The 24,106-nt window shown below is 37.8% G+C and carries 25 protein-coding genes and 1 pseudogene; 9 read left to right on the forward strand and 17 right to left on the reverse strand.

The features are described from left to right. Positions 1-393: 393 nt before the first annotated feature. Positions 394-1,308 carry a class I SAM-dependent methyltransferase gene (locus tag MKZ14_RS12535; protein WP_339279986.1) on the forward strand — a complete coding sequence of 305 codons (915 nt, stop codon included), beginning with the start codon at positions 394-396 and terminating at the stop codon, positions 1,306-1,308. 161 nt (positions 1,309-1,469) lie between these two features. Here MKZ14_RS12535 and MKZ14_RS12540 read toward each other — a convergent pair whose 3' ends face one another. Continuing rightward, positions 1,470-1,853 (reverse strand): VOC family protein, encoded by a 384-nt coding sequence (locus MKZ14_RS12540; protein WP_131520058.1) that lies wholly within the window; start codon positions 1,851-1,853, stop codon positions 1,470-1,472. A 142-nt stretch (positions 1,854-1,995) separates the two neighbouring features. On the opposite strand from MKZ14_RS12540, the gene MKZ14_RS12545 reads away from it, so the two are divergent. Further along, the gene (locus tag MKZ14_RS12545) at positions 1,996-3,189 is read left to right on the forward strand and encodes a Ger(x)C family spore germination protein (protein ID WP_339279988.1); all 1,194 of its coding nucleotides are present in this window, start codon (positions 1,996-1,998) and stop codon (positions 3,187-3,189) included. A gap of 47 nt (positions 3,190-3,236) precedes the next feature. Here MKZ14_RS12545 and MKZ14_RS12550 read toward each other — a convergent pair whose 3' ends face one another. Then, on the reverse strand, positions 3,237-3,992 hold the full coding sequence (locus MKZ14_RS12550; protein WP_036076435.1) for a class I SAM-dependent methyltransferase: 756 nt from the start codon (positions 3,990-3,992) through the stop codon (positions 3,237-3,239). Between the two features lie 267 nt (positions 3,993-4,259). On the opposite strand from MKZ14_RS12550, the gene MKZ14_RS12555 reads away from it, so the two are divergent. The 3 genes from MKZ14_RS12555 to MKZ14_RS12565 all read left to right on the forward strand — a co-directional run bounded on the left by MKZ14_RS12555 (position 4,260) and on the right by MKZ14_RS12565 (position 6,283). Then, positions 4,260-5,126 (forward strand): AraC family transcriptional regulator, encoded by an 867-nt coding sequence (locus MKZ14_RS12555; protein ID WP_339279990.1) that lies wholly within the window; start codon positions 4,260-4,262, stop codon positions 5,124-5,126. Between the two features lie 16 nt (positions 5,127-5,142). Further along, positions 5,143-5,718, forward strand: coding sequence for a GNAT family protein (locus tag MKZ14_RS12560; protein ID WP_339279992.1), 576 nt, complete (start codon positions 5,143-5,145; stop codon positions 5,716-5,718). A 142-nt stretch (positions 5,719-5,860) separates the two neighbouring features. Continuing rightward, on the forward strand, positions 5,861-6,283 hold the full coding sequence (locus tag MKZ14_RS12565; protein WP_312125801.1) for a hypothetical protein: 423 nt from the start codon (positions 5,861-5,863) through the stop codon (positions 6,281-6,283). Between the two features lie 72 nt (positions 6,284-6,355). Here MKZ14_RS12565 and MKZ14_RS12570 read toward each other — a convergent pair whose 3' ends face one another. Continuing rightward, positions 6,356-7,201: an alpha/beta hydrolase gene (locus MKZ14_RS12570; RefSeq protein WP_312125799.1), complete on the reverse strand. Its 846-nt coding sequence runs from the start codon at positions 7,199-7,201 to the stop codon at positions 6,356-6,358. 622 nt (positions 7,202-7,823) lie between these two features. Here MKZ14_RS12570 and MKZ14_RS12575 point away from each other — a divergent pair. Further along, positions 7,824-8,309, forward strand: a complete 486-nt coding sequence (locus MKZ14_RS12575; RefSeq protein WP_257960826.1) for a tetratricopeptide repeat protein — start codon at positions 7,824-7,826, stop codon at positions 8,307-8,309. Between the two features lie 36 nt (positions 8,310-8,345). Here the strand turns inward: MKZ14_RS12575 and MKZ14_RS12580 are convergent, their stop codons facing one another. From MKZ14_RS12580 to MKZ14_RS12600, 5 genes are all read right to left on the reverse strand, one after another. Next, entirely contained in the window at positions 8,346-8,576 is a 231-nt protein-coding gene (locus tag MKZ14_RS12580) for a DUF3955 domain-containing protein (RefSeq protein ID WP_339279996.1), read from the reverse strand. A gap of 277 nt (positions 8,577-8,853) precedes the next feature. Continuing rightward, positions 8,854-9,897: a phosphotransferase family protein gene (locus MKZ14_RS12585; protein ID WP_312127338.1), complete on the reverse strand. Its 1,044-nt coding sequence runs from the start codon at positions 9,895-9,897 to the stop codon at positions 8,854-8,856. 13 nt (positions 9,898-9,910) lie between these two features. Continuing rightward, positions 9,911-10,678: an SDR family oxidoreductase gene (locus tag MKZ14_RS12590; protein ID WP_339280000.1), complete on the reverse strand. Its 768-nt coding sequence runs from the start codon at positions 10,676-10,678 to the stop codon at positions 9,911-9,913. Beyond that, complete coding sequence (locus MKZ14_RS12595) at positions 10,675-11,910, reverse strand: acyl-CoA dehydrogenase family protein (protein WP_339280002.1); 1,236 nt, start codon at positions 11,908-11,910, stop codon at positions 10,675-10,677. Before MKZ14_RS12595 ends, MKZ14_RS12590 begins: the two co-directional genes overlap by 4 nt. A gap of 145 nt (positions 11,911-12,055) precedes the next feature. Beyond that, a complete protein-coding gene (locus MKZ14_RS12600; RefSeq protein ID WP_312127343.1) occupies positions 12,056-12,949 on the reverse strand; it encodes a LysR family transcriptional regulator in 894 nt (297 codons plus the stop codon). Positions 12,950-13,089: 140 nt separating this feature from the next. On the opposite strand from MKZ14_RS12600, the gene hutG reads away from it, so the two are divergent. After that, positions 13,090-14,055, forward strand: coding sequence for a formimidoylglutamase (gene hutG / locus MKZ14_RS12605; RefSeq protein WP_339280003.1), 966 nt, complete (start codon positions 13,090-13,092; stop codon positions 14,053-14,055). Further along, positions 14,052-15,236, forward strand: a complete 1,185-nt coding sequence (gene gltS, locus MKZ14_RS12610; RefSeq protein WP_339280004.1) for a sodium/glutamate symporter — start codon at positions 14,052-14,054, stop codon at positions 15,234-15,236. Before hutG ends, gltS begins: the two co-directional genes overlap by 4 nt. Before the next feature lie 48 nt (positions 15,237-15,284). Here the strand turns inward: gltS and MKZ14_RS12615 are convergent, their stop codons facing one another. The 6 genes and pseudogenes from MKZ14_RS12615 to MKZ14_RS12640 all read right to left on the reverse strand — a co-directional run bounded on the left by MKZ14_RS12615 (position 15,285) and on the right by MKZ14_RS12640 (position 21,491). Then, positions 15,285-16,547 carry a polysaccharide deacetylase family protein gene (locus MKZ14_RS12615; protein WP_339280005.1) on the reverse strand — a complete coding sequence of 421 codons (1,263 nt, stop codon included), beginning with the start codon at positions 16,545-16,547 and terminating at the stop codon, positions 15,285-15,287. A 458-nt stretch (positions 16,548-17,005) separates the two neighbouring features. Then, entirely contained in the window at positions 17,006-17,842 is an 837-nt protein-coding gene (locus tag MKZ14_RS12620; protein ID WP_339280007.1) for a serine hydrolase, read from the reverse strand. Positions 17,843-17,920: 78 nt separating this feature from the next. Beyond that, positions 17,921-18,538, reverse strand: coding sequence for a histidine phosphatase family protein (locus tag MKZ14_RS12625; RefSeq protein WP_339280008.1), 618 nt, complete (start codon positions 18,536-18,538; stop codon positions 17,921-17,923). A 45-nt stretch (positions 18,539-18,583) separates the two neighbouring features. After that, positions 18,584-19,003, reverse strand: a complete 420-nt coding sequence (locus tag MKZ14_RS12630) for a DUF3995 domain-containing protein (protein WP_339280010.1) — start codon at positions 19,001-19,003, stop codon at positions 18,584-18,586. A gap of 92 nt (positions 19,004-19,095) precedes the next feature. Beyond that, a pseudogene (locus MKZ14_RS12635) lies at positions 19,096-19,604 on the reverse strand (TetR/AcrR family transcriptional regulator). Between the two features lie 198 nt (positions 19,605-19,802). Next, the gene (locus tag MKZ14_RS12640) at positions 19,803-21,491 is read right to left on the reverse strand and encodes an AAA family ATPase (protein WP_339280012.1); all 1,689 of its coding nucleotides are present in this window, start codon (positions 21,489-21,491) and stop codon (positions 19,803-19,805) included. A 93-nt stretch (positions 21,492-21,584) separates the two neighbouring features. Here MKZ14_RS12640 and MKZ14_RS12645 point away from each other — a divergent pair, with 93 nt between their 5' ends. Next, positions 21,585-22,016, forward strand: coding sequence for a hypothetical protein (locus MKZ14_RS12645; protein WP_258860571.1), 432 nt, complete (start codon positions 21,585-21,587; stop codon positions 22,014-22,016). Between the two features lie 32 nt (positions 22,017-22,048). Here MKZ14_RS12645 and MKZ14_RS12650 read toward each other — a convergent pair whose 3' ends face one another. The 3 genes from MKZ14_RS12650 to MKZ14_RS12660 form a co-directional block, all read right to left on the reverse strand. Further along, the gene (locus tag MKZ14_RS12650; protein WP_339280013.1) at positions 22,049-22,969 is read right to left on the reverse strand and encodes a WYL domain-containing protein; all 921 of its coding nucleotides are present in this window, start codon (positions 22,967-22,969) and stop codon (positions 22,049-22,051) included. Between the two features lie 322 nt (positions 22,970-23,291). Then, a complete protein-coding gene (locus tag MKZ14_RS12655; RefSeq protein WP_016993283.1) occupies positions 23,292-23,606 on the reverse strand; it encodes a YbjQ family protein in 315 nt (104 codons plus the stop codon). Continuing rightward, positions 23,606-24,097 (reverse strand): nucleoside 2-deoxyribosyltransferase, encoded by a 492-nt coding sequence (locus tag MKZ14_RS12660; RefSeq protein WP_339280014.1) that lies wholly within the window; start codon positions 24,095-24,097, stop codon positions 23,606-23,608. Before MKZ14_RS12660 ends, MKZ14_RS12655 begins: the two co-directional genes overlap by 1 nt. Positions 24,098-24,106 lie beyond the last annotated feature (9 nt).

The following is a 24,106-nucleotide window of genomic DNA, read 5'->3' on the forward strand; positions in this document are numbered from 1 at the left end:
TTGTATTCTACTGAAGAGTTAGACGGCTGATGTTTTAAAAAGTTACACATTCTTAAAAATTTTTTACGCTACAAATTAAATTGCAAAATCAAACACGTCCTCAGCGCCATCTACCATACTAATCTTCTTTATCTGTATCTATACGATGTAGTGTTATAGTGGAATTTTCTAATAGATCTGTAGCAAAAGAGCTTTGATCTTCCTATGCCACTAACAATTACTGCTAAGAGTAAAGATAAGGCTATTGTATTTTTTTCATATTACTCCTCTTTCTCAACACCTAATACTTGACAAAAATATAATTTTATGCTAAAATTTACATTTATATTAATATTATATATAATAGGATTCTCCTGGCCAGGGGAATCCTATTTTTTGTTAAGGAGTGTTGGTATGAATCAACAGGAATATAGTATCACTTCATTAGTTGCTGCCTTTAGTAGAGCCTACCATAGCCAATTTGATACGCCGAAAATTTTTGATGATTATATAGCCAAAGAATTGATTTCACAAGAAGAATATCAAAATATCCAAGCTAATTTGATACAAGGCATTGAATTTTTTAATAAAGATATCGCTACAAAATTTAAAGACGATTCAAAGGAATTAATAAAATGGATAACACAAGTTCAACTCTCACCGACTCCTTTGGCACGTGCTGCTTATTGTGAAAGGGTCTTGCATAGCGAAATACAGCTTGGTGTCGAGCAATATGTCATCTTAGGTGCTGGCTTTGATACTTTTCCCTATCGTCAGGAGCAAGGACAAACCATGCTGGAAATTTTTGAGGTGGATTATCCCACAACACAGGAATCAAAAATGAAAAGATTACAGGAAGCTTCTCTCCCCCTCTTGAATTATCTGCATTTTGTACCGATGGATTTTACAAAGCAATTTCAATCTCAATTATTTTCAGAGCAAGGCTTTCAATCTAAAAAAACATTTTTTAGTCTGTTAGGTGTGTCCTATTATTTAACAAAAGATGAATTAGCAAGTTTACTCAATCATCTATTTGCCTTAGTTCCATCAGGTAGTTCCATTGTTTTGGATTATGCTGATGAAACACTCTTCACGGAAAAAGGACTCTCCAATAGAGTAGAAAACATGGTCAAAATGGCCGCAGTTGGTGGTGAGCCAATGAAATCATGCTATGCTTATGAGGACATGGAGAGGATGCTAGATCGATTAGGTTTGCTTATATATGAACATCTATCTCCTACAGCGATTCAAGAGCTGTATTTTCAAAATCGAACAGATTACTTATGTGCTTTTGAAACTATCCATTACATGCATATTGTTAAAAAATAGGTCCATCCCATTTGATTTTATAAAATTCTAAATTTTCTTTTTATTACCCAGGCAATTAACTATTTCAATATAGAGAATTAGTATACTATAGTAGTGTAAAGCTAATTAGCCTTACACCTCCTAGATTTGTTACTAGGGTCACTGTTAACGCAGTGACCCGCTTATAATGATTGACAAACACCTAAAGGATTCCCATCAGGGTCATAGAAGGTAAAAAATTTGGTGTCCCCTTCTCCTTCTAAAGCCTCGACCTGAACATGATGATCCACTAGAAATAAATAGGTCTCTTCAATATTTTGAGAGAGGAAGTTCACATATTTCCCCACACCAAAGTGATTGTCTGGAAAATGACATGGCTGATGCTCCTTAGCTTTTACTAAGCAAATGACCGTGGGGGATTGTTCAGTGATTTTCATAACTGCTGCGCCCTCTTCTATATATTGAAGCTTAAATCCGAGTATTTCCTCATACCATTTAGCCGATAATTTAGGATCTTTTATTGGAATAAAAATGGCCTCTACACCTTTAAATAAGGATTGTTTCATTTTTCTTACCTCCATTTCACAGTTTGTTTTCTTCATTTTATTCTCCTTCAAAAAGATTCATTGAGATTTTCATTATTGATTATTTTGCCTGTCTTTTGCTTATCCTTAATAGTATCCGAAATGTCTTCTTTTCCTGGAGGAGGTGTCCACCATTAAACACAAGGTATCATTCATCCTATTGCTGTCAGTACTTCTTTTACTAGGTGGATGCTGGAATAAGCGGGAGTTAAACGAACTAGCTATTGTTACGGCTGTTGGTGTGGATAAATCGGACGAGCAATTCGAAATTTCTGTTCAGATTGTTAATCCAAGTCAAGTGGCTTCGAACAAAGCATCTGGCATTCAAGTCCCTGTTTTTACCCACCATGCAAAAGGTAAATCATTATTTGATGCCATTCGAAAATTAACAGCGCTAACACCTAGAAAGCCTTATTATGCGCATGCCCAAATTATTATTATTGGTGAAGAAATGGCAGAGGAAGGTATGAATAGCATTTTAGATTTATTTCAAAGAGACCCAGAAGGACGAAGTGATTTTAACTTTATTGTTTCTCATGATTCGACTGCACAAGAAATATTAAGTGTTTTAACCCCTTTAGAGGATGTGCCTGCTAGCAAAATGTTTAAATCATTAAAGGTTTCTGAAGCAGTATTGGGCACAACAGAATCTGTTATTCTTGATGATTTAATTCAATCGTTAGGCAGTATTGATCATAGTGCCGTCTTACCCTCTATTCATATATACGGTGATGCAGATGCTGGAGATTTTAACTCGAATATAGAAAAAATTGATAGCCCTGCACAATTAAAATATGGTGGACTGGCTATTTTTAAAAATTATAAGCTCATCGGCTATTTATCAGAACAAGAAAGCAGAGACTATAATTTTTTAAATAATAATATAAAAAGTACATTTGAAATTATTGCTTGTCCTGAAGAAGGGAAAATCTCAACAGAAATTATTAATTCTTCTACTAAAATGACGGGTCATTTTCAAAATGATGTACCCTCAATTTCCATTAAACTTGATATTGAGCAAAACGTTGCAGAGGTAAGTTGTTCTTTGGATTTAACAAAATCAAAAACCATCGATGCTTTAAATAAAGAAACGAGCAGACAAATCAAGGAACGATTAGAACGTACACTGCAAACAATTCAACAAACCTATCAAGCCGATTTATTAAAATTTAGTAATGTATTACACCGAGAGGACTATCGAGCATGGAATCGAATTAAAAAGAACTGGCAAACCCTCTACCCTAATCTTGAAGTTCAAATTGAAGTCAATGTGCATACAAAAGGAGTAGGAACTGCAACAAAATTAAAGCTTGACTAATTCGTAAAAATGACCAGTACTCTTTTAAGGAGTACTGGTCATTTTAATTAACGTACCGCTTCAAATGTTAGGAGTGACGTTTCTTCAGTTGGTTGTTGAAGGAACTTATAATTCGCTGAACAAGTTATATCAGAGAAGCCAACACTTTGTAATAGAAGCTTAAATTCCTCAATCCCATACCAGCGCAATAAAAACTTTTGCAGTTCGGTATCCCTTAATGTACCTTGCTGCCACTTTTCATATTTTAAAACCATCAACGTATATTGCTCCACCCAGTTCATGGCAATCGATTTTCTTTCAAGTGTAATTCCTTCATCTTGTGAAATTTGATGGTAGGATGTTGTAATTTCACCTGTTTTCCAGTCTGTAGGAAGTAATAAATCTACTAGGAGTCGTCCACCAGGAACAAGGTGCTGATACATAGCAGTTAAGGATGCTAGCGCTTCTTGATGATTTTCAATTAAACAAAACGAGCCTGTAGGCATAACAATGGCTTCGTATTGCTGACCTAAGGTGAATTGGCTAATATTTCCCTCATACAGCACTGGCGTCAATCCCCGTTCTTGGCATCTTTTTCGACAGGATGCAAGCATTTCTGGGGAATAATCAATTCCCTCTATATCAAAGCCTTTTTCCAAGAAAGGAATAAAGAAGCGTCCAGAACCAACCCCAGCTTCTAGTATCTTCCCCTTTACACCTTGCAGTCGCTCTAGGTAATATTCAATATCCCCACCAAGGGAATATCCAACTGGTTTCGTAAAATCATAAAGTGCTGTGCTTAATGGTCCATAATTTTTGTACATATTGTCTCCTCCGATTATTTGCGGAAGAAATCATTTAATCTATTTATTCTCCCGCACCTTTCTTATATTCAATGGGAAAACAGAGCTGACTATCATTATCTATCACTCACTTTCTTGTAAATTTAGTTAAATTATACATTTATTTATTGTTTCAATCAATGTTTCTATTGATTTCCTATACATTACAATTTAATGTACAAATTAGCACAAATTATCAAAAATCCCTTCCTATTAAACAGTACCATTGAGTTAAGAAAGGATGATGGTATGGATTATTTTGAAAGAATTCAAAACGCCATAGAGTTTATTGAGGAAAACCTACAGGAAAAATTGACGATTACAGATATTTCTTCTCAGTCATACTTTTCAGCATTTCATTTCCAACGACTTTTCCAAGCCATTACAGGTTTTTCAGTGCAGCAGTATATTCGCAATAGGAGGCTCTCTGAAGCGGCTTCCTTATTAGCTACAACAACGCAGAATATACTTGAGATTGCAATCAACTTTCAATATGGTTCTCAGGAGGCATTTACACGGGCATTTGTTCAGTATTTTGGTGTCACACCTGCTAAATACCGTAAAGGGGCCAACTCCATACTACTTCAACCCAAAATAAATTTTTTGGATTATAAATTGGAAGGAGAACTCCCTATGCAGCGACCAGAAATACTGCAATTACCTAAAAAACGTATTACAGGCTATGAATACAAAACGTCCATACAAGACGAACAGTACTATGCAGACATTCCAGGCTTTTATTTAGATTTTGGGCAACAGCAGTATTATGAGCAAATCTCACATAAAGTAGCTCCCAATATGGCGTATGGCATTTCTACAAATTTTCAAGAGGATGGTCAATTTTCCTTTATTGTAGGAGAGGAAGTCGAAACGTTTGAGCAACAATTAGAGGAGGGCTTTATCCAACTTGAAATTCCTGAGGGTAAATATGCGGAATTTACGTTAAATAGCACTGCAGAAGGAATTCAAAATACAAGACGTTACATTTACGGAATATGGTTGCCAAATTCTAATTATCAGCGCGATACGGGTCCTGATTTTGAAATAACCGATGTCATGCAATCTATCTATCCACATGAGATGAAAATGAAAATCTACATTCCCATTAAAGAATAGTAAAGGAGCAAGGTCGATGATAATTGAGAAAGTATTTAAGCAGTTCCCTACCCTACATTCAGCTAATTTACAATTTAAAAAAATTGAAGACTCACATATACAAGAGCTATTTGCTATTTATGATAATGACAAGGTATTTGAGTATTGTGGCATCATCCCAAAACATAACCTTCAAACTGTGCAAAAAATGATTGGCCATTTTGAACGTGATTATATGAAAAAAAGCAGAATTAAATGGGGAATCTTCGAAAAATCACAGAGTGAAAAACTTGTAGGAATTATCGAAGCAATGGACTTTAATCAAAAAGTAGATATGGTAACAATTGGTTACTACTTAGCTGAAGCATTCTGGGGAAAGGGCATTGCATCAGAGGCAGTTGCAGTCATCGTAAAATTTTTAATGGAGGAGGTAAATGTTAATCGAATTCAGGCAGAAGTCATGCCTTTAAATGAACCATCGAAAAAAGTTTTGCTAAAAAATGGATTTTCGAAAGAGGGTCTTTTGAGACAAGCTTCATTATGGTCTGGCAAGGGGGTTGTTGATTTAGAGATATACGGACTATTGAAAGGCGATTACGACTTGAAAGGTTAAACTCTACTAATGAGTTTAGCCTTTTCTTATATTGTACAGATAAATGGACATTTTACCATCTCCCAAAGGGCTCTTTCACATAGACTAGAAATAGATGACTCATGCTAGCAAGACATTGTAATCATAAAGGAGCGTTTTAGAAATGGATGGAAACAGATATTTAACACGAATGGATGGGGAATTTAACAATTATCATAAGTTTTCTAAATGCTATTGTGAATCAAAGAATGTTTACTTTGGTCACTCTCCCAGCGTAGATCATCCTATTATTGAGGAAGATTCTTATAAAATCAAATATTATAATAGTCCCCAATTTGAAAAAAAATATCAGAAACAAAACCAAGTTAAAAATCATTGTCAAAGCTGTATTTGCAGTCACTTAGAAAGTTTTGAACCAGGGACTTTAGTAGATGTATATCTCTCAGACGGCATCCAATTTTTAGGAATTCACTTTATCTATCTTGTCCCGCAAAGCTGCTGTGGATACTTCCTTCAAATCGATGATACAGTACGGCCAGTCATTATGGACTGTCAAAACATTGAGGCAATACGCAAAGCTTGTTGAGATAGTTAATACTTTGGCTCTCCTCTTTTAGATATTAAAATAGGCTGGTTAATTGCATAACCAGCCATTCGACTACCCCTCGTTTATCCATTGAATTAGTTGTTCATTAAAAAATACAGGTTCTTCAAACATAGGATTATGACCACTTTTTTCAAAAATGACTTTCTTTACATGAGGAATAGGGTCCACTGCATCCCATAATGATATAGGGGCAACTAAATAATCATACCTGCCTAGACCTACAAAAATCGGCTTGTTTACTTGATGCATTTGTTGTAAAAGGTTCTGCTCCGCAAAAGCTACTCCCCATAGATAATCAATAATTTCCATATTCGGATGAACGTTATCCCACATAGCGGTTGCATTGAACATATAATCATAAAAGCTATGTGCCCCCATCCGAATACACATATGAACAAAGCGTCGCTCAGGCTCCTTCTTTAAATCCTGCTCCAACAAGGCTATATCGTGCGCAAATTGATGTTTACGCGCTGTACTTGCATGTGCCTCAAAATAAGACAAGCTTTGCTGCTGTCTTTCTTGACTATTCGTTGTTGCCGTATTTAATAGAACGATTTTTTGAACATGCTGGGGGTAAGCTTTGGCATACGCCATCGCCATAAATGCATGGCCTGAATGCCCTAAAACAATCAAATCATCTAGCTGAAGGATTTGTCTTGCATACTCCATATCCTTCACTATTTTGTCCAATGTATATTCTTCTTGCGTAAATGCTTGAGCTGGCTTACCAAAACCTCGATGATCTAAAAAAATTACCTGGAAATGTTGGTAAAAGTTTTCTGAGAACAGACGTGGATAATAAACACTACTCCCCACCACTAAAATTGGTTGGCCTTGCCCCTTTATACAATAGTTTAATTCAAATCCATCACACATAAGTTTTTGATATGTCATCATCTTCATCCTCTTTTCTATTTTTGTATCATCACTCCCTTTCCTCTTGGTTTTCCCGTGTTTTTTCCATTGAACGCTCTAGCATTCTATCACCTCAGTAGATGTTACTATTTACATTAACAATATCATTCCCACAGATTCCTATCAATGAAGGATCGTGTATACTTAATAAAGGGAGCGTGTCTATAAAGGAAGATCTAATAAAGCGTTTGAGGTCATTTTGATAAGCATCCAACGTTAGTGGGTAAACCTGCAAGTAAATAATAGATGCACAGCAACAACTGCATGCAATTATGTAGCATTCATTGAAACATTTGGAGGGCTTAGGCAGGTTTAGCAATTCATGCTTTTTCTAATGGATCCACTGCAGGAAACGAAACCGTTGTCGATTTAACACTGGATTTTCGTCAACAACTTAAAGAGAGTCTATCTCCAACTATTTTAGAAACCAGCTATTTATTTCAATGGATGGTGGGGCTAATTCCATTTTCATCGAGCCATCAGGCCATGTTTTTAGGAAAATAATTATGGAGAAATTAAGCGAATAGCTGATTCATTTGAGTTGTTGATAGAAGATTGTTTTTATGAATGGTAAGTTACTTAAGTAAAGAAGAGGTTAAATATAATGGACAAACAATTAGAACACATTCTTACATTAAGAAAAAACGGACAGCTTGAGGAAGCAAATCAATGCATGGTGGCACTGGTCAAGGAACATCCTCAAAATGCTTATTATCAATTTCAATGTGCTTGGACATTTGATTCTTTAGGGCAGGAAAAAGAGGCTGTTCCGCACTATGAAGAAGCGATAAAGTTGGGGCTAGAACCAGAAGTTTTAGTGGATGCCTACCTTGGTTTAGGGAGCACCTATCGGACTATTGGACAATACGAGCAAGCAAAACGGATCTTTGAACAAGCCATTCACGAGTTCCCGAAGGCGGAGCATATCAAGGTCTTCTATGCCATGACACTTTATAATCTTGGCGAACATGCAAAATCAATGGAAACATTATTGAACACTATATTACGCACAACCAATCATCAAGGCATTCAAGATTATAAAAAAGCTATTCACTACTACAGTGATAAGCTAGATCAAACATGGTTATAAAAAACAGGCCCTATTTAGAGCCTGTTTTTAGCATTATTATATGGAAGTTTGCTTTTTGAATGTAGAAGATAACGCCATAATCAAGAATGTAAGTATACCGCTAAAGAAAAATAAATAGCTCAATGGAATTAAAAAGAAGTTTTTCTCTACTACCGTACCATCTGCTAGTATCTCATCTCCTAAAATGCCTTTTATAAATAAACAAACGATCCCCATGATCATCGGAATTGTGGCAAGTAAATATTTTTTCATTATTTCTTCCTCCATATTATTAAATCCTTGTTGTTATTGATGATAGCGTTATTTTTATTATAAGTCAATTATTTTTTATCGAAAAACAATAAATTATTATTGATTAACATCTCTTACAAATAAGAACAAACGTTCCTACTCTTTTGATTTCTTGTACGTGATTTATTATGTTTTTTGAGTAAATGTTGTGCGAGTTAGCATAATTAATTATATAAATTAATGTCGGATAATCTGTTATATTGGGCTATAAAAAAAACAGCTACTTTGTTAAAAGTAACCGTTTTTCCATAAACTATATTGATTTAGAAGCTTGTTGTATGAGGGCAGCGACCATTTTATCCATCTGAGCAAAGCGATCATCCTGCGTTTGTCCTTTAACATAGCGATAATAGATTTGCTGACAAATAACGGCTAATTTGAAATAAGCAAATGTACAGTAATAATGAATGGCTGACACATCTCGCCCACTCTTCTCCGCATAACGATCAATAAATTGCTGTCGGGTATAAAAGCCTGGTAATACAGTTACTGGTGGTTCTCCTAGTGCATATAATAGCATTTTCGGGTCATCCGCTTGCATCCAATAGCTCATTGCTACACCAACATCAGCAAGTGGGTCCCCTACCGTTGTCATCTCCCAATCAAAAAGACCAATCATTTCGCTATAGTCCTTAGAGAACATCGCATTATTCAATTTATAATCATAATGAATAATGGTTGCCTCATTATTGGAGGGAAGATTGTTTTTTAACCACTCTGTTAAAATCACTACTTCTTTATGTTCTGCGGTTTTTGCTTTTTCATAGCGCTCGATCCAGCCATGCACCTGTCTTTCAAGAAATCCGTCAGGCTTTACCATATCCTTTAACGGTGTGTCCTGATAAGGGATCGCATGTAATGCAACTAAAGAATCAACCATTATCTCGGACAACTGACGTGCCAGTTCCTCTGTGGGCTCTGTGCCTTTTGGAAAATGTGTGTCAAGGACGATACCTTTTTTGCGCTCCATCAAAAAGAAATCACTACCAATAATGTCTCGATCCTCTACATAGACATATGGTTTTGGAACCGATGGTAAAAATGGATGCAGTGCCGATAAAATCGTAAATTCCCGCTTCATATCATGCGCTTTTTTGGCAACTGGTCCAAGCGGAGGACGACGCAGAACAGCTTCAAAATCAGCAATTTTTAAACAATACGTCAAATTGGAATGCCCTGCACTAAATTGTGTGATTTCAAGCCTATCCTGTGGAAGCTCAGGGAAATGGCTCTCTAAAAAGGCATGTAATTTATCTACATCTAAACGTTCACTTGACCTTACTTGCATCGTATCCATTTTCTTTCCCTCCTTAAATAATGGAGCTCATGCCCCCATCTACTACAATGACATCCCCTGTTACATAGTCCGAAGCTGGTGCTGCTAAAAATAATGCTACGCCCTTCAAATCATTTTCTGAGCCTAAGCGTTTTAGCGGTGTAACACCCATCAAATAGTCTTGCCCACGTTCAATTAACACATTGGACATTTTCGTAGGGAAAAACCCTGGGGCAATGGCATTGACATTGACACCGTGTGGTCCCCATTTGACAGCTAAATCCTTCGTTAAAGTGATGACAGCCCCTTTACTCGCGTTATAGGCAATCGTATCCATAAAGGCTGGTAGCGTACCACCTAGTCCTGCGATAGAAGCAATATTAATGATTTTGCCACCTTTCTGCTCTAGCATAATTTTGCCAACTGCTTGGCTGAATAAAAATGTCCCGTTGACATTGACATCAAATACTTTTTGCCAGGCTTCGTAAGGCATATCAATGGCTGGTGTTCCCCATGATGCACCACTGTTATTGACCAAAATATCAATTCTACCAAATGTTGTAATCGTTTGGGCTACCACATTGGCAATATCCTCTGGCTTTGTGACATCACAGGCTAGCGCTAATGTTTGAACACCAAGCCCTGCTGCAACCTCCTCACATGCCTCCACCTTTCGTGAGCACAAGACCACATTGGCTCCAGCCTCTGCAAATCCTTGTGCAATTTGTGCGCCGAGTCCACGTCCACCACCTGTCACAATCGCTGTTTTACCTTTTAAGCTAAATAACTCTAGGACCGTCATTTCACCAGCTCCTCTTGTTTGTTGGCATGCTTCTTCAATTCTAGTTTAGCAATGGTATTACGATGCACCTCATCCGGTCCATCCGCTAAACGTAATGTACGAGAATTCGCCCATTGTGCAGCAAGCGTTGTATCAGGGCCTACCCCAGCAGCACCAAATGCTTGGATAGCTCGATCAATGACTCTGAGTGCCATATTTGGAGCAACTACCTTAATCATAGCAATTTCAGCTTTTGCCTCTTTGTTGCCCACCGTGTCCATCATATAAGCAGCCTTCAATGTTAAAAGTCTTGCTTGCTCAATATCCATCCGAGATTCCGCAATGCGCTCTCGCATTACCCCTTGATCTGCTAATGGTCGATGAAATGCCTGCCGCGCTTGCACACGTACACACATTTCCTCTAATGCACGCTCTGCGGCACCTATAAGACGCATACAGTGATGAATTCTTCCTGGCCCTAGTCTGCCTTGTGCAATGGCAAAGCCTTTTCCTTCACCCCATAAAATATTGTCCACTGGTACGCGCACATTGGTTAATGTAACCTCACCATGTCCCTCTGGTGCATGATCGTAGCCAAAAGCCGTGAGCATACGCTCCACCTTTACCCCTGGTGTATCCATCGGTACAAGAATCATAGACTGCTGCTCATGGATAGGGGCCGTTGTATCTTTATGCTTGCCCATAAAAATAGCCACCCTACAGCGAGGATCCCCAGCACCGGTTGTCCACCATTTATGGCCATTTAAAATGTATTCATCTCCATCTCGTTCAATGCTCGCCTCAATATTTGTAGCATCACTGGATGCAACGGCTGGCTCCGTCATCGCAAAACACGACCGTATTTCGCCTCGTAGTAATGGTTCAAGCCACTGCTTTTTTTGCTGTGCCGAGCCATAACGTACTAGTACTTCCATATTGCCTGTGTCAGGTGCATTACAGTTAAACACTTCGGGTGCCAGAAGTGAGCGTCCCATGATTTCACATAAAGGGGCGTATTCTAAGTTGGTTAAACCTGCCCCATATTCACTATCTGGTAAAAATAAATTCCACAAACCTGCCTGTTGTGCCTTCTGCTTCAGCTCCTCCATAATAGGTGGAATCGCTCCCCAACGATCCTCCATTGCCTCGACCTGTGCAGCATAAACAGCCTCATTTGGATAAATGTATTGCTCCATAAAATTCGTCAGCTTGTCCTGTAACTTCACAACTTTTTCACTATAGGAAAAATTCATCGGAAGATACCCCCTTTGCTTGAACTTCGTAAAATGAATGAATGTTCATTTTCATTCTTACAATAAATGTTACCGCTATTTTTCTAGTAAAGCAATGTTCTATTTTTGAATTTTCTAACAAAACAAAAAATTCATTACTATGGACTTACATCGTTTTATTTTCAAAAAACTGTAAAATATCCTTCAATAATTGTCGGATGGCTAATGGTAAATGACGGTTTTTTAAGTACACTAGATAAACATTCCGATTTAAATTCACGCCCTCAATTTCTTTTTTTACAATCGTTTTTGCAGTCGGACCTTGCAAGTAATTTTCAGGTAATATGGTCACACCTAAATGTTCTCGTACGAGCGATACAGCCGTTTCAAAACGCTCAATTTCAAATTGAATATTGATGCTTTTACCAGCCTGTTCAAATGATGTTAAGATATCTCGTCTTGTTTGAAAGCCCTCGGTACTAATAATAAATGGTTCTTCACAAATATCTGAGATGGTTATAGTATCCTTTTGGGCTAACGGATGATGTAAAGGTAACACTGCAACCAACCGCTCTTCATATAAGGTTTGAACTTCCAACTCTGGATCATCCATTAGCTGATTAGTGATGATTACATGCGTTTTATAGCTTTTCAAGGATTTTTTCACCCGCTTACTGCCTAAAATATCGACTAAATGAAATTTCATTTGAGGATAGTCTTTTTTATAGTTGGCAATTACTTTCGGAAGCCAATGCTTGATCGATTCCATGACCCCAATGGTGATATCTCTTGTACCATGAACAATCACTTCATTCATTTCAATTTTCAGCACTTCCATATTTTTCACAATAACTTTTGCTCGTTCAAAAAGTAATTCTCCAGCTTCTGTTAATTGCAGATTTCTAGTATTTCTTTCTAATAAGGGGGAGCCAATCTCTTGTTCTAATTTTTTGATCGCATTACTTAAGGAAGGCTGCGAAATATGCAGTCTTTCAGCGGCTTTCGAGAAATTCATCTGTTCTGAAACAGCGATAAAGTAGTGTAGTTGTTTAATGTCCACCTATAGATACCTCCAGTATTTATAGTTAAAAGCTATAGATTAATATTAATTATATATTAGTAATTATAATTATGTGAATATATAATGAATTACAACAATACTTTTTCTACAATAATATTCACAATGGGGTTGATAAGTTTATGTACACAATGACAGATCAAAAACAATGGAAAGGCCGAATAGATTCAACAACAAATAAAAGCAGCTTTCGTTTACATCAACAAGTAAAAAGAGTCGCGATTAATGATGTAAGCGCTTCAGATAAGAAAAGTGCTGCACTCGTTGGTTTTATCTGCGATGAAGGGGTACGTCGAAATCAAGGCCGTGTAGGGGCAGCAAATGGTCCCAATGCGCTACGAGAAGGCTTAGCAAGTTTACCGTGGACATTTGAGAACGATCAGCAAATTATTGATGTTGGCAATATCGTTTGTCTAAATCATGCTTTAGAGGAGGCACAGCGTGAGCTTGGTGAAGTCGTAGCAGCAGTACTACAAAAAAACTTATCATGTGTTGTGCTAGGTGGCGGGCATGAAACGCTGTATGGCCATTATTTAGGCGTTCGTTCTGCTCTACCAAAGGAAGCTAAAATCGGCATCATCAATATAGATGCTCACTTTGATTTACGACCATATGATGAACAACCTTCGTCAGGTACGATGTTCCGTCAAATTTTAGAGCAGGATCCACACGCTGACTATTTTGTTGTTGGTATTCAACGCTATGGCAATACAAGAGAACTTTTCGAAAAAGCTGATGCATTAAATGTGAAGTATGTTTATGAGGATCAAATGACGGTAGCCTACCAACAACAATTAACGGATGCATTACAACATTTTATGGATCAGCATGATTATATTCTTTTAACATTATGTATGGATGTATTGAATGCCGCATTTGCTCCAGGTGTAAGTGCTCCCTCACCGTTTGGGCTTGACCCATCGACTGTGCGCTCTATTTTGCAACAAGTCACTTCACACCCTCACACCCATTCATTTGATATTTGTGAGGTCAATCCGTTATTAGATGAAAACGGACGTACAGTGAAATTAGGTGCCTATTTTGTATATGAGGCACTGAACAACTTACTTAGGGGGCAAGGTTCATGATCGAAATTAATCAAATTACAACGGTATTCCTAGCTGTTGCACTCTTTGCATTAGGAAGCTTTCTTATCAATAAAATAGGCTTTTTAAAGCGTTTCTGTATCCCAGCACCAGTGGTTGGTGGTTTATTGTTCGCTGCTCTTACCACTATCTTAAAAACAACGGGTATTTTAGAAATATCACTTGATACTTCTTTACAAAGCTTATTTATGATTACTTTCTTTACGACAATTGGCTTAGGTGCAAGCTTTAAACTTGTAAAGCTCGGTGGTAAATTACTGATTATCTACTGGCTAGCATGTGGCTTCCTAGCGTTAATGCAAAATGTCATTGGGGTATCACTGGCCTCACTTATGGGGATCCATCCTTTAATCGGTATGATGGCGGGGGCCGTTTCTATGGAGGGTGGTCATGGCGCTGCAGCGGCATTTGGCCAAACCTTAGAAGATTTAGGGATTTCTTCAGCTATGACAATTGGTGCGGCTGCCGCAACATGTGGTCTAGTTGCTGGTGGCTTAATTGGTGGTCCAATTGTCAAATATTTAGTAGGTAAATATAATTTAACACCAGATGAACAAGAATCGGAAAAAGTCGAATATGAAAATAAACATGAGCAAATTACATCGGATTCGTTCTTTACACAAGTCTTATTAATTACTTTCTGTATGGCTGTTGGTACGTATGTCGGCACACTATTCTCAGAAGCAACAGGTTTTGTTCTGCCAGGCTATGTAGGAGCTATGTTTGTGGCTGTCTTAGTACGCAATATTATGGATAAATTCAAACCTGAAGCCATTAATATGAAAAGCATTTCATTAATTGGAGATGTCACATTAGGTGTATTCCTTTCCATGGCACTTATGAGTATCAAGTTATGGGAAATTGCTGATTTGGCACTACCATTATTTATCATTGTTTTTGCGCAAGTATTCTTTATTGTTGTCTTTAGTATTTTTGTGTTATTTAAATTACTTGGCAAAAACTACGATGCTGCTGTTATGGTAGCAGGTTTTGCAGGACATGGTCTAGGCGCAACACCAAATGCCATGGCCAATATGTCAGCCGTTGTGCAACGCTTCGGTCCTTCTAAAAAAGCCTTTCTTGTCGTACCGATTGTCGGCGCATTTTTAATCGATGTTTTTGGTATTCCTATTATTATTACAACTATTAATTTATTTAAATAAAAAAGAGCTTTGCAGTCGTCCTGAGTAGACAATTGCAAAGCTTTTTTATTATTGTAATATCTCACTTACTGTAACAAATTCATAGCCTTGCTTTTGTAAATAAAGAATGACATTTTCTAAACCATTGGCTGTTGTTTGATGGATATCATGCATAAGAATAATACTCCCATCTTTTACAGAGGCTTTGACATACGCTAATATTTTATCTGGATTATGATGTTTCCAATCTAGTGTATCGATCGACCACAAAATCGAGGGGATTGTCATGACAGAACGTACTTGGTCATTGGTCGCCCCATAGGGTGGACGGAAAACGGTTGGATATTGCCCAATGGCTGCATAAATAGCATTACTTGTGCCATTGACTTCTTGTTTAACGCCTGCTATTGACAGGGTCGTTAATTTTTTATGGTTCAAGGTATGATTGCCGATTTCATGCCCTGCTTCATAGACTTGTTTAACGATTGCAGCATTTCTTGACACATTTTTACCTACCATAAAGAATGTAGCCTTGGCATCGTATTTCTTTAACGTTGCCAAAATTTGTGGTGTCACCTTAGCATCTGGCCCATCATCAAATGTTAAAGCTACCCGTTTTTTTGCGCCTTTCGCTACTGGTACACCTTTATTATAAACTTTATTATCTATTAACTGAATATCGGCTAGCTCAGAAGCTTTGACATACCCTTTTTGGTCGCCTGCTTCTACATAAGCCCAACCAGCAAGTGTTATGTAATACTGGACAGTCGTTTTATTGGGAAGTGTACCAAGAACTTCTCCGTTTGGACTAGCTGTTAAACGTAATTCAGCACCAGCAACAGCATTAATTTTTTTCTTCGTTGGAGCTGGTTTTTTTAATGCGTTTGTCGCTACATACCCTATCTCCTCGCCATATTGAACGAAAGACCAACCACCAGGTGCTGTGCCATACACATAAATCATTCGTCCCTCATAGAGCTGTCCTACATGCTGGGCATGTTGACTTGGGGCTGTAAATAATGTTGTACCACCCTTTTGAATCACTAGGTATCCCTCAGACTTCAACTTGACTAAAGCATCAGATGTGACATAGCCCTCCTGCTCTGGCGTTTGAATATGTGTCCATCCTTTACTTGCTTGTGTTACTGAGACAAAGCTTCCTTTTGTTAGTTCACCGATCTCCGCGCTATTCGTAGAAGCTTCTTCATACATAACCGTATCCTTGACTACCTTTTGAATTACCACTGACCCTTCTGCACTTGCTGAAAGTTGCCCAGCCAATATGCACATCATAAACGCCAAAACGATTGCATAGGATAAATATTTTTTCATTGTTCTCCACCGCCCTTAGATGTCTTCCATGTCTGTTTGCTAAAAAATTGCTAAGATTTAACTTTCATTATAGAGTAAACAACTCTGCCATAAAATAGTAATAATCAACTAGATTCCCTATTACGATGTTGCTACATTTTTATTTTAGTAAATACTTATACATTCCTCCTTCCCTTTTTTCTACGAAACTATGCAGAGATTATGATAATAAAATGATGGTGGCTTATCTTGTAGATTTTTTGTTAGCTCCTATTTTAAGAATTGATCATCTTCATGCTGTTCCGAAGAATAGAGGGTACTACCGACTTAGGTGAGCGGCTTTCTCCTTATTTGGAGCGGTTCATCACCTTAATCTCGTATTTGACGGCTGTTACCCACCACCGTCCTTTAAATATCCCCCTTTCTATTAAGACGCTGGAAACCATGAAAAAGTTGAGGTTTTTTCATTAATATTCCTCCTATAAAGCTTCGAAGGCAGTTAGGGCATCTTCAATATGTGGGGGTGGGTTCCATATATAACTAGGAGCATTGGTTGTAATGAATAAAAATGATTTCCCTTCTTTCTCGATTATGGTCGCTAGACACAGTCCTGCTTCTGGGGTATACCCTGTTTTTCCACCTATTATCGGACTGTCTAGACCCGGTAATTTTGTAAATAATGAGTTTGTGATGATTAATTGATTGGGAACATAGGTTGTGTAGCTTTTTGAGGTAAATATTTGATAAAAGATAGGATTTTCTAATGCATATTGCAGAAGCTTGCTGATATCCCGCACGCTGGATACATGAGCCTCATCATGTAGACCACTGGTATTAACAAAATGTGTGTCATGCATGCCTAATTCTTGCGCCTTGTTATTCATCAGCTTGACAAATTTGTCCTCACTGCCAGCGACAGCATCTGCAAGTGTTCCTGTTGCATCTGCACCTGAGGCAAGGAGTGTACCATACAATAAATCCTCCATCGTGACAAAATCTCCTGCTTGAAAGCCTGCCATCGAAGCATTTTGTGCCGTATAGTTCGCGATCGTTTGGGGCTCTACAATGGTTTGTGTTTGTAAATTATCTGTCATCTCTATGGCAACGATGGCTGTCATGATCTTTGTTAAGGATGCAGGATAAATAATAGCATCCGCATTTTTTTCGTATAATACATCGCCCTGTTCATTGAGTAACAAAGCATTTTGACTATGTAATGATGGCAGTTCTAGATGCGTGAATTCATATGTTTTGCTTGTAAAATAAAATAAGAAAACCATGATACAAATACAGCCGAATAACATCCATTTTTTCATAAAAAACGCCTCCTACACATTATAAGAGGCGGCATTTCTGAATATTCCTTGAGAAAAATGGGATGTGCTCAAATATTTTCACAGGTAAAAATCATCATCAACATTTGAACTAATTCTTGTAATCTCTTTATTTGTTAATTTGAACATTACATCTTGAGAAACCTCTAACTTGAGCGTCTCTTCTTTGCTTAGACTCGCATAGACGCCGCGTAAAATACGACCAGTCAAGCCATGCGAGACAACAATCACTTTTGAAAGTGGTTGAATCGTTTCAAGCAAAGCCGTTAATCTGCTTACAACAGCTTCATAGGTTTCCCCATCTGGTGCACGAAAATACCAATTGAAGGCATCCGTGTTCGTTAACAAGGTAGGCCATTTTTGCTGTATTTCCGCCATGGTTAAACCAGCCCATTGTCCCACAGCAACCTCTGTTAAACGTGGATCCTGCCTCACCTTGTTGCCGTCATAGCCAAGTGTTTCACAAAGTATGGCTGTGCTTTGCATGGCTCTTCCCATTGGACTTGATAGGATGGTCCAGTCATCTGCATCACCAATGAGTGATTTCAGCATGCGCGCATTTTGCTGAACCTGCTCCCGACCACGCTCAGTGAGTGGTGAATCAAGCTGTCCTTGATATCTCCCTTGTGTATTATAAGTCGTCTCACCATGACGAAGTAAGTAGATCATTTGCTCCATTTTATTTCCCCCCATACTGCTCCCCCTGTTAAAGTAAAATTACTGTTAAACTAACACCAGCACATAAACAAAGCTAAGAAACAAGCATAAAGGACTATACCATTTTGAATCATTTTGAGCAAACTTGGAATGCTTAATCGTTTTAAAAATACCAACATATTTAAAATCACCAATTGCTCGTAGCAAAAATACTAGCGCACAAACGATGCTTCCTACTTTTGAAAAACTAGAGGCTTGAAAAAATGGCATGAAGCCCCCTTGAACAAGGATGATACCACTTGCTAGCAGCACCAGCATTGCAACAAAGAGCGTTCCCCATTTTCTAGGAGTAAAAACGGCTTGGTGGCTGCCTTCTTTCATAGGAATAACAGCTTCTGTACCCCATCGACCACCAAAGGCCCAATAAATATGTAGGACACTAATAAGCCATAATAGTCCCACTGCGACAATTGATATAATAAACATGTACTACCTCCTCTTCACAATTCCATACGCTATCGTATGTTTTGGCGTTAAATATAGTCCCTCAAAGCTTATGTCAGCTCTGAGAGACCTTCTTATTGTATTAACAGCTTAATCATTTTTTCGAGATCGAAATGAGGATTGGCATCAAATCGTGTCATCCAGCCTATATAGGTTAAATAAGCCAATCTTGCACGATCAGTGGATTCGTCTATGCTTATCCCATTTTTTTGATAGAGCGTCGCCACACAGGCTATTCGCTGTTCCTCTATTTGAAAATACGCGCTGCGACATCTGAATCATATTTGGCCCAAGCATAAATGCCTATCTCCATTTTTTTATTTTTGTGAAAACTTATCCGTAAAAGCTGCTCTAAAGTAGCATCAACTTGCTCCATATTTTGAATAATAGCCTTTGTTGCATGGTTTTCCCAATAGTCTAGCATGGCATCTAATAGTTGTTGACGATCACGAAAATAATGATAAAAGCTACCTTTACTAATGTTTAATGATCGAGCAAGTGCTTCAATACGTACTTTATGGATCCCCGCTTCTGCTAATTGCTCTAGACCCGCTCTAATCCAATCCTCTTTCGTTACTTGCATGATTGCCCTCCAAAAAATACGCTAACGTATGTTTTGTCTTATATTACCACTTTATACATCACTCATCCACTTTTATCGTTTTTATGGCGTACATTAATATGATTATTTACTGTAACATGAACTGTTACTAGTCGTGGTAAAATACATGCACACACTAAAATAAACACTAATAGCTTTTTCATGCGTCTACTCCTTGTCTTAAAAAGTATTGTCAAACAACTTTTCTGCAATGCCCTGTAAAATATCTTGCTCCTCAAATGTCATGAGTTCTTCTCTAGAGATTGTTGCCTGTTGAATCAATCGGTTTGATTGGATCGTCACTAGTTTTTCAAACAAGTTTCGAATATAACGCCCATTCGAGAAATTAGGAATGGTTTCAATCGGCATATGACGAAGCTGTGTTTTCATATGTTGGGCAAATGCTTCGCCAAATCGATAATCGTTCGTTTGACAAAGCATCGCAAAAATATCATAAAGTTCATCCGTGCTAAAATTATCAAATTGTACAAAATGATTAAAGCGAGATTTAAAGCCTGGATTAGATTGTAAAAATTCTTCTATTAGCTCTGTATAGCCCGCAACAATGATTACTAAGTCATCACGTAGATCCTCCATTGCCTTTAATAAACTATCAATCGCTTCCTTCCCAAATGCATCCTGCTTATCATTTATTAATGAATAGGCTTCATCAATAAAAAGTACCCCGCCCTTTGCTTTGTTAACGACTTCCTGAACCTTTAACGCTGTTTGTCCAACATAGCCAGCGACCAATCCTGCACGATCTGTTTCCACAAAATGCCCACTTGAAAGAACACCAAGATGCTTGTAGATTTGGCCAATAATGCGTGCCACGGTTGTTTTACCTGTGCCTGGATTGCCCGAGAAGACAAGATGATACGTAATAGGAAAGCTTGTTAAGCCATGATCCACACGCAGACTTTGAATTTTAATAAAGTTTATTAAATTATGTAATTCCTTCTTTGCATTCGGAAGACCTACAAGACTATCTAATTGTTTTTGTAGCTTGGCAATCTCTTGCTCGACTTCAGGTGTAATGCGTAACCGCTCATCGTTGATAAATTCACCACTATAAATAATTTTGCCTTCTTCATTAAAATAATCGCCTCGTCCATGTTTTTTGCCTTGAACGAGGTCACCAATATAGGAAGCTTGCCCATTGGCATAATAGAGCGTTCCTTGCCCTGTCATCATATCCTCTTTAAATTGCCCTTCCGCTTCTAGAATTCCATCTCTAGCATATACTTTGCCTTTACCATGCTTTAGGTCCTCAAAGAAATGACCTTCATAGTGGAGTGTAGTTACGCCACGTGCAAGCTCCTCAGCTGTTGGTGATTCCGTAGGATAATACAGCTTGCCAGCCCCTTGCATATGATGCCAAATAAAATCACCCTCATATTGTAAAAATCCATTTGGATAGTATTGCTTGCCTTTTCCCTTTTTCATGCCGTGGACAAAGTCACCCTCATACTGCGGTTGATTTAAATGTGGGTACTGTGCTCTTAGTGTTTGATAAGGCCTAATTACTTCTTCTTCATAATATAAAACACCATAGCCGTCCATTAAATCATTGCGAAAATGACCTTCATAATGGATATGACCATCCTTATATAAAATGCCATGACCCTGTTTTTTATTTTGAATGAATTCACCCTGATAAATGAGTTGTCCTTTCAAATACATAATGCCATTGCCTTGCTTCATATGATTGACGAATTCACCCTCGAATAATAATTCTCCCTCTTGATCAAATAACGAGCCTTTGCCGTCATAAATATCGTGACCGAAATCATTCTTTTTGACGCCACCTCGATACATGATGATTCCACTTGGGTAAAATAGTTCTTTTTCTTCATGATTATGTGTCATTTAATTGCCTTCCTTCATCATTTCAGTATATGCTCAATTATAGCGTGGAAAAGAATACATATGTGCGAATTTTTAGAATTTAAGGAGACGGGCATGAAAAAAAGATACAAACTACTTCTAGGCATTGTACTACCACTACTTATTCTGTATATCTCGACAATGCTGTTAACACGAGACACTGATTTTACAACAGAGGTAACAGAACGTCTCGACCTGGAGGAAATTCATGAGATTGAAATTATTCGTTCCTCAGATGAAAAAACAGTGATTATTACTGATGCAGCAGAGATCGATCAAATTATGCAGCCATTCAAGGACCTACCTTTAAAAAAAGTGTGGTTTTCTAATTCCGATTCTAATGAAGCTTATTGGCTAACACTATCGATTAATGACAACAGAGAAATTGGCTTGCGTTTAGACGATGACCAGCATTTATTCGTTTATTTATATGAGGAAAATTACATGAAAGATTATAAGCTCACTAAGGATATCGATATGACATTCATTAAGCAATTGTTTCAGTAAGCGTAAAAACCCGTGCATGTACGCATGGGTTTTTATATGTAACGATAATTTTGCTGCATAGCTTGTAAGGTCTCAATGATCTCTTCTCTCAGTTCAATTGGCTCTAATACCTCCATATCGGCTCCTTGACTTAACAACCATTCTTTCATGCCATATGCTAACACTTCTGCCTCAAAAACATATTCATGATCATTTTGTGAAACAAGGTGGGCTGTTGGGAAACGACTGTAGACTATTTGAGGAGAACGGCCTTTATAGAGAATCCGTATATGAGTAAGGTCATTAGCGTCCTCTACTTGTAATGGATGGACAGATGGAGCTTCAAAATTGATAGCCATTTCACGAAAATGCTGAATACGATCCATTCTGTAAACAGTTGGGGTGTCTTGATTATCTCCTATTAAATAAAAATAATGTGTTGAAAAGATAACAGCGAGTGGCTTTAAAATTTTTGCAGTTGGAATAGCTTCACCCTCCTGTAAATAATCAATGGTAATGACCTTTCTCTTTTGAATGGCTGTTGAAATTCCCCATATCAAGGACAATAATGACTTGTTCTGATGGATATCTTCATATACAATTTTTTCATTTAATAACAGTTGATCCTCTGCTACACGTGAGAGAAGTTGATTAACGATCTCACCGATATCCGATTTTACGAGAGCTTTTGAGGCAATCAGTATTTTAACGATGATTAGTACCTGTTCTTTAGATAAACGATTGTTTTTTGTATTTATTAATTTATACACTTTTTCTGTACGCACATATTGTAAATGGTAATCTAGCTTAGCCTTTTCTAGATATGTACGAATTTCATCGATATCCCGTTGTATGGTTTTTTCACCAACCTGATGTGTCAATGCTTCTTGCTTCTTGTTGATTCCTTGGCCATCCATTAATCGATCAAACATCGATAGAATGCGATAGCCTTTGCCTTGTTGTGAATCTACCATATATCCCACTCTTTCTTCTATCATGCCCAGCTCGCAATACATTGGACATAAATAGCCTTCCTGCTATTAATTACGCCTCAGCATAATTGCGTCCAGCTTGCTCGAAAAGCTCCATATGAGCGTTTTCTGCTGGATCAAGAAAAACTTCTACTTTATTGGTATAATTTGTACTATACGCATCCTATAAAAAATCACCATTCAAGCAGCACAATAGACTGTATTTTTGACATAATTAACTAAAATTTTACAACATTTTAGTTGAATGTGTCACTTTTTAACCATTGAAAAAGAACTTCCATTGAATGAAAGTCCTTCTACTCTTTTATTTGAATTTTACAGCTGTTCCATATACCAATACTTCGGATGTACCATCCATAACAGATGAAGTAGCATAACGAACGCCTACAACTGCATCTGCCCCTAATTGTTTGGCTTCCTCTACCATTGCCTCTGTGGCAATTTCACGAGAGCGCACAAGCATTTCCGCATACTCCTTCATTTCTCCACCTACAATATTGCGAAGTCCTGCTATCATGTCACGACCAATATTTCTAGATTGAACAGAATTCCCTTTCACCAGCCCTAATGTTTCCGTGATATCTTTTCCTGCCACAATGTCTGATGTAGCTAATAGCATCATGATGCCTCCCCATTCTCTAGTTTTTGTATGGCTTCCACAGCCTCTTCAATAGAAGATGTAATCACGCCATTGCGTTTAATTAACCCCACAACAAATAAATTACGATAAACAAACTGATTCTCTAGCCCATCTCGGATCAGTGCCTCTATTTTTTGCATATTGTCCCGCCCCTGTTGACGAACATCTGTTAGCACACCAATAATGGGACGATTCAGCATAGAAAATGCACCTATCTCTGCGGCAACGCCTGAATCAATTTCCACCCCATCTAATACAGCTATCAGAACATCGCTACTTTGGAGCATCTCTAAATCTGCTTGGGCAATCGCTAAGCTATCTGCATAGGCAGATTTATCATTGATGGCCTCATTCTCCTGAGGTACGTATAATGCGATGCCTGGCACTGCCTCACGAATAGCTGCTGCCAATTGTTCATTTACAAAACGATCGCCTAACGAAAATAACCCATTTGCTAAATATGCTTTCATGTATAAAAC

This window comes from Lysinibacillus sp. FSL P2-0066 (assembly GCF_037969495.1).
In the GTDB taxonomy this organism is placed as follows: domain Bacteria; phylum Bacillota; class Bacilli; order Bacillales_A; family Planococcaceae; genus Lysinibacillus; species Lysinibacillus boronitolerans.

What these genes read in the sequence shown, in the direction of transcription:
- gltS (WP_339280004.1), top strand. Translation starts at nt 14,052, where the DNA reads ATGATCGAAATTAATCAAATTACAACGGTATTCCTAGCTGTTGCACTC.
- MKZ14_RS12585 (WP_312127338.1), bottom strand. Translation starts at nt 9,897, where the DNA reads ATGGATACGATGCAAGTAAGGTCAAGTGAACGTTTAGATGTAGATAAA.
- MKZ14_RS12575 (WP_257960826.1), top strand. Translation starts at nt 7,824, where the DNA reads ATGGACAAACAATTAGAACACATTCTTACATTAAGAAAAAACGGACAG.
- MKZ14_RS12615 (WP_339280005.1), bottom strand. Translation starts at nt 16,547, where the DNA reads ATGAAAAAATATTTATCCTATGCAATCGTTTTGGCGTTTATGATGTGC.
- MKZ14_RS12645 (WP_258860571.1), top strand. Translation starts at nt 21,585, where the DNA reads ATGAAAAAAAGATACAAACTACTTCTAGGCATTGTACTACCACTACTT.
- MKZ14_RS12620 (WP_339280007.1), bottom strand. Translation starts at nt 17,842, where the DNA reads ATGAAAAAATGGATGTTATTCGGCTGTATTTGTATCATGGTTTTCTTA.
- MKZ14_RS12565 (WP_312125801.1), top strand. Translation starts at nt 5,861, where the DNA reads ATGGATGGAAACAGATATTTAACACGAATGGATGGGGAATTTAACAAT.
- MKZ14_RS12550 (WP_036076435.1), bottom strand. Translation starts at nt 3,992, where the DNA reads ATGTACAAAAATTATGGACCATTAAGCACAGCACTTTATGATTTTACG.
- MKZ14_RS12555 (WP_339279990.1), top strand. Translation starts at nt 4,260, where the DNA reads ATGGATTATTTTGAAAGAATTCAAAACGCCATAGAGTTTATTGAGGAA.
- MKZ14_RS12630 (WP_339280010.1), bottom strand. Translation starts at nt 19,003, where the DNA reads ATGTTTATTATATCAATTGTCGCAGTGGGACTATTATGGCTTATTAGT.
- MKZ14_RS12660 (WP_339280014.1), bottom strand. Translation starts at nt 24,097, where the DNA reads ATGAAAGCATATTTAGCAAATGGGTTATTTTCGTTAGGCGATCGTTTT.
- MKZ14_RS12650 (WP_339280013.1), bottom strand. Translation starts at nt 22,969, where the DNA reads ATGGTAGATTCACAACAAGGCAAAGGCTATCGCATTCTATCGATGTTT.
- MKZ14_RS12640 (WP_339280012.1), bottom strand. Translation starts at nt 21,491, where the DNA reads ATGACACATAATCATGAAGAAAAAGAACTATTTTACCCAAGTGGAATC.
- MKZ14_RS12540 (WP_131520058.1), bottom strand. Translation starts at nt 1,853, where the DNA reads ATGAAACAATCCTTATTTAAAGGTGTAGAGGCCATTTTTATTCCAATA.
- MKZ14_RS12580 (WP_339279996.1), bottom strand. Translation starts at nt 8,576, where the DNA reads ATGGAGGAAGAAATAATGAAAAAATATTTACTTGCCACAATTCCGATG.
- MKZ14_RS12560 (WP_339279992.1), top strand. Translation starts at nt 5,143, where the DNA reads ATGATAATTGAGAAAGTATTTAAGCAGTTCCCTACCCTACATTCAGCT.
- MKZ14_RS12625 (WP_339280008.1), bottom strand. Translation starts at nt 18,538, where the DNA reads ATGGAGCAAATGATCTACTTACTTCGTCATGGTGAGACGACTTATAAT.
- hutG (WP_339280003.1), top strand. Translation starts at nt 13,090, where the DNA reads ATGTACACAATGACAGATCAAAAACAATGGAAAGGCCGAATAGATTCA.
- MKZ14_RS12570 (WP_312125799.1), bottom strand. Translation starts at nt 7,201, where the DNA reads ATGATGACATATCAAAAACTTATGTGTGATGGATTTGAATTAAACTAT.
- MKZ14_RS12595 (WP_339280002.1), bottom strand. Translation starts at nt 11,910, where the DNA reads ATGAATTTTTCCTATAGTGAAAAAGTTGTGAAGTTACAGGACAAGCTG.
- MKZ14_RS12655 (WP_016993283.1), bottom strand. Translation starts at nt 23,606, where the DNA reads ATGCTATTAGCTACATCAGACATTGTGGCAGGAAAAGATATCACGGAA.
- MKZ14_RS12535 (WP_339279986.1), top strand. Translation starts at nt 394, where the DNA reads ATGAATCAACAGGAATATAGTATCACTTCATTAGTTGCTGCCTTTAGT.
- MKZ14_RS12590 (WP_339280000.1), bottom strand. Translation starts at nt 10,678, where the DNA reads ATGACGGTCCTAGAGTTATTTAGCTTAAAAGGTAAAACAGCGATTGTG.